Origin of the sequence: Pseudomonas sp. UBA6310, from assembly GCF_002438225.1 — a bacterium.
GTDB lineage: Bacteria > Pseudomonadota > Gammaproteobacteria > Pseudomonadales > Pseudomonadaceae > Pseudomonas_O > Pseudomonas_O kuykendallii.
In genome coordinates, this window is the sequence record NZ_DJTK01000035.1 from 194,979 (window position 1) to 207,127 (window position 12,149).

Here is a 12,149-nt window from a genome sequence, read left to right on the forward strand (position 1 = left end):
TTCGGCATGTTCAACGTGCAGCCCTCGGAAATCGCCAAGATGTTCGTGGTGATCTACCTCGCCGGTTATCTGGTGCGGCGCCAGGAAGAGGTCCGCGAGAGCTGGATGGGCTTCTTCAAGCCGTTCATCGTGCTGCTGCCGATGGCCGGCCTGCTGCTGCTGGAACCCGACTTCGGCGCCACCGTGGTGATGATGGGCGCGGCGGCGGGGATGCTCTTCCTCGGCGGCGTCGGGCTGTTCCGCTTCGGCCTGATGGTCGCGCTGGCGGTGGGTGCGGTGTTCGTCCTGGTGCAGGCGCAGCCTTACCGGATGGCGCGCCTGGTCACCTTCACCGACCCCTGGGCCGACCAGTTTGGCTCCGGCTACCAGCTGACCCAGGCGCTGATCGCCTTCGGCCGCGGCGAGTGGTTCGGTGTCGGTCTGGGCAACAGCATCCAGAAGCAGTTCTACCTGCCCGAAGCGCACACCGACTTCGTCTTCTCGGTGCTCGCCGAGGAACTCGGCCTGGTCGGTGCGCTGGCGACCGTCGCGCTGTTCTGCTTCGTCAGCGCCCGTGCGCTGTACATCGGCCTGTGGGCGGAGAAGGCCAAGCAGTTCTTCGCCGCCTATGTCGCCTACGGCCTGGCGTTCCTCTGGATCGGTCAGTTCCTGATCAACATCGGGGTGAACGTCGGCCTGCTGCCGACCAAGGGCCTGACCCTGCCGTTCCTCAGCTATGGCGGCAGCTCGCTGGTGATCTGCTGCGTCAGCCTCGGCCTGCTGCTGCGTATCGAGTGGGAGCGGCGCAGCCTGCTCGGCAGCGAGGAAACGGAGTTTTCCGAAGCGGATTTCGCCGAGGAGGAGCCACTGCATGGCCGCTAACGTATTGATCATGGCCGGCGGCACCGGCGGACACGTATTCCCCGCGCTGGCCTGCGCCCGCGAATTCCAGGCGCGCGGCTTTGCCGTGCACTGGCTCGGCACGCCCAATGGCATCGAGAACGAACTAGTGCCACAGGCCGGCTTGCCGCTGCACCTGATCCAGGTCAGCGGCCTGCGCGGCAAGGGATTCGCCTCGCTGCTCAAGGCCCCGCTGCAAGTGCTGCGTGCGCTGTGGCAGGCGCGCAAGGTGGTTCGCCAACTGAACCCGGTGTGCGTGCTCGGCCTTGGCGGCTACGTCACCGGGCCCGGCGGCCTCGCCGCGCGGTTGGCCGGCTCGCCGCTGATCATCCACGAACAGAACGCCGTCGCCGGAACCGCCAATCGCCTGCTGGCGCCGCTCGCCGTGCGCATCTGCGAGGCCTTTCCGAACACCTTCGGCAGCTCCGCCAAACGCCGTACCACCGGTAATCCGGTGCGCGACGAACTGTTCCTGGAAACCCCGCGCGATGCGCTGGCCCGCCGCAAGCCACGCCTGCTGGTGCTCGGCGGCAGCCTCGGCGCAGAGCCGCTGAACAAGCTGTTGCCCGAGTCGCTGGGTTCGGTCGCCGCCGAGCTGCGCCCGGAAGTCTTCCATCAGGCCGGCAAACGCCATGCCGACGTCACCCTCGAGCGCTATCGCGCGGCTGGTGTCGACGCGCAGGTCGCGCCGTTCATCGCCGACATGGCCCGCGCCTACGCCTGGGCCGATCTGGTGATCTGCCGCGCCGGTGCGCTGACCGTCAGCGAACTCGCCGCCGCAGGGCTTCCGGCGTTCCTGATCCCGCTGCCGCACGCGATCGACGACCACCAGAGCCGTAATGCCGACTATCTGGCGAGGGAGGGCGCTGCCGTCCTTTTGCCGCAAGCTACGACCGACGCGGCGAAGCTCGCCGCGCAGCTGACCGAGGTTTTGATGCAACCCGAGAAACTCGAGGCGATGGGCGCGATCGCCCGGCGCCTGGCCAAACCCGATGCCACCCGTGCCGTGGTGGATATCTGCCTGGAGGTGGCCCGTGGCTAAGTCCCCCGCAGCGGTCAAGGCCGAAGTCCGGCGCATGCGCCGCATCCGTCGCGTGCACTTCGTCGGTATCGGTGGCGCCGGCATGTGCGGCATCGCCGAAGTGCTGCTCAACCTCGGCTACGAAGTCTCCGGCTCCGACCTCAGGGCCTCGGCCGTCACCGAGCGCCTGCAGAGCTTCGGTGCCGAGATCTTCCTCGGCCACCAGGCGGGCAACGTGACGGGCGCCGATGTGCTGGTGGTTTCCAGCGCGGTGAACACCAGCAACCCGGAGGTCGCGCTGGCCCTGGAGCAGCGTATCCCGGTGGTGCCGCGCGCGGAAATGCTCGCCGAACTGATGCGCTATCGCCATGGCATCGCGGTCGCCGGCACCCACGGCAAGACCACCACCACCAGCCTGCTGGCCTCGGTGTTCGCCGCCGCGGGTCTCGATCCGACCTTCGTCATCGGTGGTCGCCTGAACGCCGCCGGCACCAATGCCCAGCTCGGCAGCAGCCGCTACCTGATCGCCGAGGCCGACGAGAGCGACGCCAGCTTCCTGCACCTGCAGCCGATGGTCGCGGTGGTCACCAACATCGACGCCGACCACATGGCGACCTACGAAGGCGACTTCAACAAGCTGAAGAAGACCTTCGTCGAGTTCCTCCACAACCTGCCGTTCTACGGCCTCGCCGTGGTCTGCAACGACGACCCGGTGGTGCGCGAAATCCTCCCGCAGATCGCCCGTCCGACCGTGACCTACGGCTTCGGCGAGGCGGCCGACGTGCGTGCGATCGACGTTCGCCAGGAAGGCATGCGCACCCATTTCACCGTGCTGCGTCCGGATCACGAACCGCTGGCCGTGTCGGTGAACATGCCCGGCAAGCACAACGTGCTCAACGCCCTGGCGACCATCGCCATCGCCGCTGACGAGGGTATCGACGACGACGCCATCGTGCGCGGACTGGCCGACTTCCAGGGCGTCGGCCGGCGCTTCCAGGTCTACGGCGAACTGCCGGTGGACGGCGGCAGCGTGATGCTGGTGGACGACTACGGCCACCACCCGCGCGAAGTCGCCGCGGTGATCGCCGCGGTACGCGACGGCTGGCCCGAGCGACGTTTAGTGATGGTCTATCAGCCACACCGCTATACCCGCACTCGCGACCTCTACGACGACTTCGTCCAGGTGCTGGGCGACGCCAATGTCCTGTTGCTGATGGAAATCTACCCTGCCGGCGAAGAGCCGATTCCCGGTGCCGATGCGCGCAACCTGTGCCACAGCATCCGCCAGCGCGGGCGTCTGGACCCGATCTACATCGAGCGCGGTGCCGAGCTGGCGCCGCTGGTCAAGCCGCTGCTGCGCGCCGGCGACATCCTGCTGTGCCAGGGTGCCGGCGACATCGGCGGGTTGGCCCCGCAACTGCTGAAAAGCCCCCTGTTCGCCGCCGAGAGGACCTCGAAATGAGTCGCGTCGATCCCAAAGCCTTCGGTCGTGTCGCCGTGTTGTTCGGCGGCGTGAGCGCAGAGCGGGAGGTGTCGTTGAAATCCGGGGCAATGGTGCTCGGCGCCTTGCAGGCGGCTGGTGTCGATGCCTTCGGCATCGATGTCGGCGCCGATTTCGTGCAGCGCCTGGCGCAGGAAAAGATCGACCGTGCCTTCATCATCCTGCACGGCCGCGGCGGCGAAGATGGCGCCATGCAGGGCCTGCTGGAGTGCGCCGGAATCCCCTATACCGGCAGCGGCATCCTCGCCTCCGCGCTGGCGATGGACAAGCTGCGCACCAAGCAAGTGTGGACCAGCCTCGGCCTGCCGACGCCGCATCACGCGATTTTGCGCGACGAATCCGACTGCCGGTCGGCGGCGAAGGAACTGGGCTTCCCTTTGATCGTCAAACCCGCGCATGAAGGTTCAAGTATCGGCATGGCCAAGGTGAACGACATCGATGCATTGATCGATGCCTGGCAGGCCGCCAAACAGTTCGATTCGCAGGTTCTCGTCGAACAGTGGATCCACGGTCCGGAGTTCACCATCGCCGTGTTGCGCGGTGAGGTTCTGCCGCCGATCGCCCTCGGCACCCCGCATTCTTTCTACGACTACGACGCCAAGTACCTGGCGTCCGACACCCAGTACCGGATTCCCTGCGGCCTCGACGCGGCCAAGGAAGAGGAGCTCAAGAGCCTCACCGCGAAAGCCTGCGAAGCCGTCGGCACCCAGGGTTGGGCGCGCGTCGACGTGATGCAGGACGAGGATGGCCAGTTCTGGCTGCTCGAAGTGAACACCGCTCCCGGCATGACCGACCACAGCCTGGTTCCGATGGCCGCCCGCGCGGCCGGCCTGGATTTCCAGCAACTGGTGCTGTCGATCCTCGCCGACAGCTTCGAGGCGAGGTACTGACATGCACGGCGTCCTGCTGCGTCATCCCCATCAGCCCATCGGTCGCGCGCCTCTTCGCGGCAAGGCGCCGCCGCGTGGCGCCAGCCGGATGGTCGCCAAGCAGCCGCTGTCCGAACGCCTGCCGAAGCCGAACTTCAGCCTGGTCAAGCGCCTCGGCTGGCCGTTGCTGCTGATCGGCCTGGGCTTCGGTGCCTACGAGCTGTCGCAGAAACTGCTGCCTTACGCCGACCGGCCGATCGCCAAGATCAGCGTCGAAGGCGACCTCAGCTACATCAGCCAGCAGGCCGTGCAACAGCGCATCGCGCCGTTCATTTCGGCGAGCTTCTTCACCGTCGATCTCGCCGGTATGCGTGGCGAACTGGAGCGCATGCCCTGGATCGCCCACGCCGAAGTGCGCCGCGTCTGGCCGGATCAGGTGCTGGTGCGCCTGGACGAGCAACTGCCGATCGCCCGCTGGGGCGAGGGCGCCTTGCTGAACAACGCCGGTGAGGCTTTCGAGCCACGCGAACTGGCCAACTACGAACACCTGCCGCAGTTGTCCGGGCCGCAGCGCGCCCAGCAGCAGGTCATGCAGCAGTACCAGGTGATCAGCCAGCTGCTGCGTCCGCTGGGCTTCTCGGTGCAGCGCCTGGAACTGCGCGAGCGCGGCAGCTGGTTCGTCTCCATGGCCGTGAACGACGGCGGCGAGCACATCGAGCTGTTCGTGGGCCGCGATAACATGGTTGAAAAAATACGTCGCTTCACCGCCATCTACGAGAAGGCGCTGAAGCCGGAACTAGCGAACATCAAGAGCATCGACCTGCGTTACTCCAACGGCCTTGCCGTGGCGTGGCGCGAGCCGGCGCCGGACACGGCGGCAGCAGCCAAGCCGGTCGTGAATTGAGGAGAAGACAATAGCCATGGCAAGCGTGCAAAGCGGCAAGATGATCGTCGGCCTCGACATCGGTACCTCCAAGGTGGTGGCGCTGGTGGGTGAGGTGTCGGCCGATGGCCAGCTGGAAATCGTCGGCATCGGTACGCATCCGTCGCGCGGCCTGAAGAAAGGCGTCGTGGTGAACATCGAGTCCACCGTGCAATCGATCCAGCGGGCCATCGAAGAAGCCCAGCTGATGGCCGGTTGTCGCATCCACTCGGCCTTCGTCGGCGTCGCCGGCAGCCACATTCGCAGCCTGAATTCCCACGGCATCGTCGCCATCCGCGATCGTGAGGTCAGCCCTGCGGACCTGGAGCGCGTGCTCGATGCCGCCCAGGCCGTGGCGATCCCCGCCGACCAGCGCGTGCTGCACACGCTGCCGCAGGACTACGTGATCGACAACCAGGAAGGCGTGCGCGAGCCGCTGGGCATGTCCGGCGTGCGCCTGGAAGCCAAAGTGCACGTGGTGACCTGTGCGGTGAACGCGGCGCAGAACATCGAGAAGTGCGTGCGTCGCTGCGGTCTTGAGGTCGACGACATCATCCTCGAGCAACTGGCCTCGGCCTACTCGGTGCTCACCGACGACGAGAAGGAACTGGGCGTCTGCCTGGTCGACATCGGCGGCGGCACCACCGACATGGCCATCTTTACCGAAGGCGCGATCCGCCACACCGCGGTGATCCCGATCGCCGGCGACCAGGTCACCAACGACATCGCGATGGCGTTGCGCACGCCGACGCAGTATGCCGAGGAGATCAAGATTCGATATGCTTGTGCCCTGGCCAAACTGGCTGGCGCCGGTGAGACCATCAAGGTCCCCAGCGTGGGCGACCGCCCACCCCGGGAACTCTCCCGACAAGCTTTGGCCGAAGTGGTCGAACCCCGTTATGACGAGCTTTTCACCTTGATCCAGGCCGAGCTGCGACGCAGTGGTTACGAGGACTTGATCCCCGCAGGGATCGTTCTGACCGGCGGCACGGCGAAGATGGAAGGCGCGGTCGAACTGGCCGAGGAAATCTTCCACATGCCGGTAAGGCTGGGTGTTCCGCACACCGTCAAGGGCCTCGCGGACGTCGTCCGCAACCCCATCTATTCCACAGGCGTGGGCCTGCTGCTTTACGGTCTGCAAAAGCAGAACGACGGCATTTCCATGTCCAGCGTCGGTAACTACGGCGAAGAAACCAAGACACCTGTTCTGGAGCGGCTCAAGCGCTGGGTCCAGGGCAATTTCTGAAATTAAGTGTGCTGTTGGCAATACAACTAGAAAATGAAAGGAGAGGGGACCATGTTCGAGCTCGTAGACAACATCCCGCAAAGCGCAGTAATCAAGGTCATCGGTGTCGGTGGCGGCGGCGGTAACGCCGTCAATCACATGGCGAAGAACAACATCGAAGGCGTCGAGTTCATCTGCGCCAACACCGACGCACAGGCGCTGAAGAACATTTCCGCGCGCACCGTGCTGCAACTCGGCCCAGGCGTGACCAAGGGTCTCGGCGCGGGCGCCAACCCGGAAGTCGGCCGTCAAGCCGCGATGGAAGACCGCGAACGCATCGCCGAAGTGCTGCAGGGCACCGACATGGTGTTCATCACCACCGGCATGGGCGGCGGTACCGGTACCGGCGCCGCTCCGGTGATCGCCCAGGTCGCCAAGGAAATGGGCATCCTCACCGTGGCCGTGGTCACGCGTCCGTTCCCGTTCGAAGGTCGCAAGCGCATGCAGATTGCCGACGAAGGCATCCGCGCGCTGTCCGACAGCGTCGACTCGCTGATCACCATCCCCAACGAGAAGCTGCTGACCATCCTCGGCAAGGACGCCAGCCTGCTGTCCGCCTTCGCCAAGGCCGATGACGTGCTGTCCGGCGCCGTCCGCGGTATCTCCGACATCATCAAGCGTCCCGGCATGATCAACGTCGACTTCGCCGACGTGAAAACCGTGATGAGCGAGATGGGCATGGCGATGATGGGCACCGGTTGCGCTAGCGGCCCGAACCGCGCTCGTGAAGCCACCGAAGCGGCGATCCGCAACCCGCTGCTGGAAGACGTCAACCTCCAGGGCGCCCGCGGCATCCTGGTCAACATCACCGCCGGTCCCGACCTCTCGCTGGGTGAGTACTCCGACGTCGGTAACATCATCGAGCAGTTCTCGTCCGAACACGCCACCGTCAAGGTCGGTACCGTCATCGATCCGGACATGCGCGACGAGCTGCACGTCACCGTGGTCGCGACCGGTCTGGGCGCGAAGATCGAGAAGCCGGTCAAGGTCATCGACAACACCGTGCAGCCCGCTGCAGCCGCTGCCCAGCCCGCTCCGGCGCGCCAGGAAACCGCCGTCAACTACCGCGATCTGGATCGTCCTACCGTCATGCGGCAGAACCACGGCAGCGCCACCGCCGCCAAGCTGAACCCGCACGACGACCTGGATTATCTGGATATTCCGGCGTTCCTGCGTCGCCAGGCTGATTAATGGAATGTATCAGGCGCATTGTGGTGATTGGTGTTCAGCAAAGGCCGGTTCTGCTAACATTCCCGGCCATTGTTGACAACAATTCTCGATAGCGCAAAAGCGGCCAAAGCCATGATCAAACAACGCACCCTGAAGAACACCATCCGTGCCACGGGCGTCGGCTTGCACTCCGGGGAAAAGGTTTACCTGACCCTGAAACCGGCCCCTGTGGATACCGGAATCGTGTTCTGTCGCACCGATCTCAACCCGACCGTGGAAATCCCCGCACGGGCCGAGAACGTGGGCGAAACCACCATGTCGACCACCCTGTTCAAGGGTGAGACCAAGGTGGACACCGTGGAGCACCTGCTTTCGGCCATGGCCGGCCTGGGCATCGATAACGCCTATGTGGAACTGTCCGCTTCGGAAGTTCCGATCATGGACGGCAGCGCCGGTCCGTTCGTGTTCCTGATCCAGTCCGCGGGGCTGCAGGAACAGGAAGCGGCGAAGAAATTCATCCGCATCAAACGTGAAGTAACCGTGGAAGAAGGCGACAAGCGCGCCACCTTCGTGCCCTTCGACGGGTTCAAGGTGAGTTTCGAGATCGACTTCGACCATCCGGTATTCCGTAACCGCACCCAGACCGCGAGCGTGGATTTTTCCAGCACCTCCTTCGTCAAGGAAGTCAGTCGGGCGCGGACATTCGGCTTCATGCGTGACATCGAGTACCTGCGTTCGCAGAACCTGGCACTCGGCGGCAGCGTGGAAAACGCCATCGTGGTCGACGAGAACCGCGTGCTGAACGAAGACGGCCTGCGTTACGAGGACGAGTTCGTCAAACACAAGATTCTCGATGCCATCGGCGATCTCTACCTGCTGGGCAACAGCCTGATTGGCGAGTTTCAAGGCTTCAAATCGGGTCATGCACTGAACAACCTCCTGCTGCGCACGCTGATCGCGCAAAAGGATGCCTGGGAAGTGGTGACGTTCGAAGACGCCCAGAGCGCGCCGATTTCCTACATGCGTCCCGTCGCGGCGGTGTAGGGCAACACTCTCCCTTTCGTTTTTCTTGAGGCCACCTTCGGGTGGCCTTTTTTTATCCGGGGTTCCGGCGGGAAGATGCTGTCGCAGCGCGTCGGCCGACGCGTGCGGCGCTGCGCTCAGAGGGCGCCGAAGACCTTCTTCGCCAGGCTGGTGGCGGCGGCTGCGGGGTTGTCGCGGATGCTGGCTTCCTGCTTGGCGATCATCTCGAACAGGCCGTTGAGCGCCTGCTCGGTGACATAGCTTTCGATGTTGGCGCTCTTCGCGTCGACCACGCCGAAGGCGGCGGCCTGTCCGGCGAAGCTGTTGTACTGCTTGGCCAGGCCGACCTGGTCGGTGGCCTGCTTGACGATGGGCAGGAACTTGGCGCGGATCTGCTCGCGGCTGGTCTTGTCCAGGTAGGTCGTCGCCGAGTCCTTCGGGCCGGCGAGGATGCTCTTGGCGTCGGTCACGGTCATCTTCTTCACCGCATCCACCAGCAGCGCCTGGGCTTGCGGCACGGCGGCCTCGGCGGCCTTGTTCATGCTGGTTTCGAGCGCGTCGACCTGGGCGCCCATGCCCATCATCTTCATGGTCTTGGCGGCCTTGCCGAGCTTGCCCGGCAGCTCGATGCGCACCTCATCGTTGTTGCTGAAACCGCCCGGCTTGCCGAGCTGCTGCACGGCGACCTTGGCGCCCTGGGCGAGGGCGTCCTTGAGTCCGCCGCTGGCATCGGTCTGCGACAGGTCGGAGAGCGAGAGGGCGAGCACCTGGCTGGACAGGACCAGGCCGGCGAGCAGGGTAGTCAGGCGGAACATGGCGACATCCTTCTGGTGGGGTGGAGGGAAGCATAGCCCGGAACGCCTGCGGCGGGCCGGGCTGCGGGATCAGGCGATGCCCGCTTCTTCGTTGCGGTCCTGAGCGACCTGGCGGATCGACAGGCGGATTTCCGGCGGTAGTACCCGTTTCGCGGCGCCTTCTACCAGTTCCCCGAGCATCGGGTGGTGGCTGAGCTTGCCGGCGTCGTCCTTGCGCAGGACGCCCTGGTCGAGCAACGACTGGATGAAGTGGCGGAACAGGCTCTTGTCGAAGAACTCCGGCGCGTTCAGCCCGTGCAGGATCGACAGGCGCTGGGCCATGACCGTGCAGAGGTTCTCCAGCTCTTCGGCCGACAGGGTGTTCTGCGGGTGGTTGAGCAGCAGGGCGATGGCCATGTAGAAGCGCTGCAGGGTCTGCATGATGGCGCGCGCCAGCAGCGTCAGCAGGACGAAGTGCCGCGAACTCGGCGCAGGACGCACGTAGACGTCCTCTTCCCGACGCAGCAGGCCCTGTTCGACGAAGGCGCCCAGCCATTCTTCCACCACGGCGTCCAGCTGCTCCGGCGTGTAGCGGATGAACAGCTCCGATTGCAGGTACGGATAGAGCGCGTGGGTAAAACGCAGGATCTGCTCGCGGTTCATCCGCGGGCTGCTCTGGAAGAAGCTGGCGAGCAGCGCCGGCAAGGCGAAGATGTGCAGGACGTTGTTGCGGTAGTAGGTCATCAGGACGGCATTCTGCTCGTCCAGATAGAGGATCTTGCCCAGCGCGTCCTTCTGCTCGGCGAGCAGCTGCATGCCCTGCACGTACTCGATGAGGCTGTTGCCGTCGCCCTCCGGCAGCGTGGTGTGCTCGGAGTAGGGCACCCGCCGCAGCAGCGCCAGGTACATGTCGAGGATGCGCGCCAGGCCGCGTTCGTCCAGCGCCAGCTTGGTGGTAGAGAGCATCGCCAGCGCCACCAGGTTGACCGGGTTCACCGCCGCCGCTTCGTTCAGATGCCGCGCGACCCGCTCGGAAAGCGCGTGGGTGGCGTCGTTGAGCCAGTCCGGGCGGTAGTCCGGCCCCAGCTCCTGCTGGCGCCAGTCCGGCTGCTGCTGGTCGAGGAACTCAGCCAGGCGGATCGGCTCCCCGAAATTGACCCAGACGCTGCCGAAACGCTGCTTGAGCGCGCCGATGACCTTGAAGATGTCGAAGATCGATTCCTTCTTCTTGGTCGCGCCGCGCAGCTCGCCCAGGTAGGTGCGGCCTTCGAGGACACGCTCGTAGCCGATGTAGACCGGCACGAAGAGGATCGGCAGGCGGTGCGTGCGCAGGAAGCTGCGCAGGGTGATGGCGAGCATCCCGGTTCGCGGCTGCAGCATGCGCCCGGTCCGCGAACGGCCGCCCTCGACGAAGTATTCGACCGGGAAACCCTTGCTGAACAGTGTGTGCAGGTATTCGTTGAACACCGCGGTGTAGAGCGGGTTGCCCTTGAAGGTGCGGCGCATGAAGAACGCCCCGCCGCGGCGCAGCAGGCCGCCGATCAGCGGCATGTTCAGGTTGATCCCGGCGGCGATGTGCGGCGGCGTCAGGCCGTTGCGGAACAGCAGGTAGGAGAGCAACAGGTAGTCGATGTGACTGCGGTGGCAGGGCACGTAGATCACCTCGTGACCGTTGACCACCTCCTGCACGCGCTCGATGTGATGGACCTTGATGCCGTCGTAGATCTTGTTCCAGAACCACGACAGGATGATCTCGAGGAAGCGGATCGCACTGTAGGTGTAGTCCGAGGCGATCTCGTTACCGTACTTCAGCGCCTGCGCTTCGGCGCGCTCGATGGAAATCTTCTCGCGCTCGGCCTCGTCGAGAATCGCCTGGCGGACCTGCGGGCCGTGCACCAGGCCTTTCACCAGGTTGCGTCGGTGCGACACGTCCGGGCCGATCACCGCGGCTTTCTGGTTGCGGAAGTGCACGCGCAGGATGCGGTGAACCATGCGCAGCGTGCGCTCGCTGCCCTTGTCCTGCGCGACCAGTTCGCGCAGGTGGATGGGCGCGGCGAACTGCACGCTGGTCTTGCGTCCGAGGGCGAGGATGCTCACCAGCTTGCGCAGGCGCCCGGTGACCGCCCAACTGTCGGCGAACAGCAGTTTCCACGGGCTGGTCTCGCGATCGGGCGACTGCCCCCAGAACACGCTCACCGGAATGATCTGGACGTCCTCGGCGGCGTTGTGGCCGATGGCGTTGACCAGCCGCACCAGCGTCGGGGAGGCGACGCGCTTGTCCTGGCGGCCGAGCCAGTCGGGCTCCGGCATCAGGTAGAAGAACGCCGCCGGCTCGAGCAGTTCGCCTACCGCTACCGGCAACACCGGACGCGGCAGACCGACCTTGACGCACTCGTGGTCCACCACGGCGAGGTCGCTGATCGACGCCTGGCGCAGCGCGTAGACCACCGGCTTGCCGCGATCGAGCTTGAGCGGAAAGGCCGACTGGTTGATGGTTTCCGAGCGAACCCAGAGGTAGAGCAGGCGACGCAGGGTGCCAAAGATCAGGCGGCGAAAGGGGGAGCGGGTCATACAGGTCTTACGGTTGCAGGGCTTCGGCCCGGGGCGGCTAGTGTGACGTATCCGCCGCTGCCCGGCAAAAGCGCGGGCCTCGGGGATGAGGCGTCGGTCGCTGCGCGTCGCTGA

The 12,149-nt window shown here is 65.2% G+C and carries 10 protein-coding genes; 8 read left to right on the forward strand and 2 right to left on the reverse strand.

Going from position 1 to position 12,149, the window contains the following annotated elements; genetic code table 11:
• The 8 genes from B3E91_RS08850 to lpxC form a co-directional block, all read left to right on the forward strand.
• On the forward strand, positions 1 to 861 hold an 861-nt coding region (locus tag B3E91_RS08850), incomplete at its 5' end, for a peptidoglycan glycosyltransferase FtsW (protein WP_287029091.1).
• Complete coding sequence (murG, locus tag B3E91_RS08855) at positions 851 to 1,921, forward strand: undecaprenyldiphospho-muramoylpentapeptide beta-N-acetylglucosaminyltransferase (protein WP_287029093.1); 1,071 nt, start codon at positions 851 to 853, stop codon at positions 1,919 to 1,921. The genes B3E91_RS08850 and murG, both read left to right, overlap by 11 nt.
• Positions 1,922 to 1,955: 34 nt before the next feature.
• A complete protein-coding gene (gene murC / locus B3E91_RS08860; RefSeq protein ID WP_287029111.1) occupies positions 1,956 to 3,362 on the forward strand; it encodes a UDP-N-acetylmuramate--L-alanine ligase in 1,407 nt (468 codons plus the stop codon).
• On the forward strand, positions 3,359 to 4,291 hold the full coding sequence (locus tag B3E91_RS08865; RefSeq protein WP_287029094.1) for a D-alanine--D-alanine ligase: 933 nt from the start codon (positions 3,359 to 3,361) through the stop codon (positions 4,289 to 4,291). The genes murC and B3E91_RS08865 overlap by 4 nt, the downstream gene beginning before the upstream one ends.
• 1 nt (position 4,292) lies before the next feature.
• On the forward strand, positions 4,293 to 5,174 hold the full coding sequence (locus B3E91_RS08870; RefSeq protein WP_090226572.1) for a cell division protein FtsQ/DivIB: 882 nt from the start codon (positions 4,293 to 4,295) through the stop codon (positions 5,172 to 5,174).
• A gap of 16 nt (positions 5,175 to 5,190) precedes the next feature.
• Complete coding sequence (ftsA, locus tag B3E91_RS08875; protein ID WP_287029095.1) at positions 5,191 to 6,438, forward strand: cell division protein FtsA; 1,248 nt, start codon at positions 5,191 to 5,193, stop codon at positions 6,436 to 6,438.
• Positions 6,439 to 6,489: 51 nt separating this feature from the next.
• Entirely contained in the window at positions 6,490 to 7,668 is a 1,179-nt protein-coding gene (gene ftsZ / locus B3E91_RS08880; RefSeq protein WP_287029097.1) for a cell division protein FtsZ, read from the forward strand.
• 111 nt (positions 7,669 to 7,779) lie between these two features.
• Positions 7,780 to 8,691: a UDP-3-O-acyl-N-acetylglucosamine deacetylase gene (lpxC, locus tag B3E91_RS08885; RefSeq protein ID WP_090226580.1), complete on the forward strand. Its 912-nt coding sequence runs from the start codon at positions 7,780 to 7,782 to the stop codon at positions 8,689 to 8,691.
• Positions 8,692 to 8,807: 116 nt separating this feature from the next.
• Here the strand turns inward: lpxC and B3E91_RS08890 are convergent, their stop codons facing one another.
• Both B3E91_RS08890 and plsB read right to left on the reverse strand, forming a co-directional pair.
• Complete coding sequence (locus B3E91_RS08890; RefSeq protein ID WP_286784383.1) at positions 8,808 to 9,485, reverse strand: DUF4197 domain-containing protein; 678 nt, start codon at positions 9,483 to 9,485, stop codon at positions 8,808 to 8,810.
• Between the two features lie 69 nt (positions 9,486 to 9,554).
• Positions 9,555 to 12,035, reverse strand: a complete 2,481-nt coding sequence (gene plsB, locus B3E91_RS08895; RefSeq protein ID WP_287029099.1) for a glycerol-3-phosphate 1-O-acyltransferase PlsB — start codon at positions 12,033 to 12,035, stop codon at positions 9,555 to 9,557.
• Positions 12,036 to 12,149 lie beyond the last annotated feature (114 nt).

Bases quoted from the DNA above. Each gene is read 5' to 3' on its own strand.
- murG (WP_287029093.1), top strand. From the start codon at position 851: ATGGCCGCTAACGTATTGATCATGGCCGGCGGCACCGGCGGACACGTA.
- murC (WP_287029111.1), top strand. From the start codon at position 1,956: ATGCGCCGCATCCGTCGCGTGCACTTCGTCGGTATCGGTGGCGCCGGC.
- B3E91_RS08865 (WP_287029094.1), top strand. From the start codon at position 3,359: ATGAGTCGCGTCGATCCCAAAGCCTTCGGTCGTGTCGCCGTGTTGTTC.
- B3E91_RS08870 (WP_090226572.1), top strand. From the start codon at position 4,293: ATGCACGGCGTCCTGCTGCGTCATCCCCATCAGCCCATCGGTCGCGCG.
- ftsA (WP_287029095.1), top strand. From the start codon at position 5,191: ATGGCAAGCGTGCAAAGCGGCAAGATGATCGTCGGCCTCGACATCGGT.
- ftsZ (WP_287029097.1), top strand. From the start codon at position 6,490: ATGTTCGAGCTCGTAGACAACATCCCGCAAAGCGCAGTAATCAAGGTC.
- lpxC (WP_090226580.1), top strand. From the start codon at position 7,780: ATGATCAAACAACGCACCCTGAAGAACACCATCCGTGCCACGGGCGTC.
- B3E91_RS08890 (WP_286784383.1), bottom strand. From the start codon at position 9,485: ATGTTCCGCCTGACTACCCTGCTCGCCGGCCTGGTCCTGTCCAGCCAG.
- plsB (WP_287029099.1), bottom strand. From the start codon at position 12,035: ATGACCCGCTCCCCCTTTCGCCGCCTGATCTTTGGCACCCTGCGTCGC.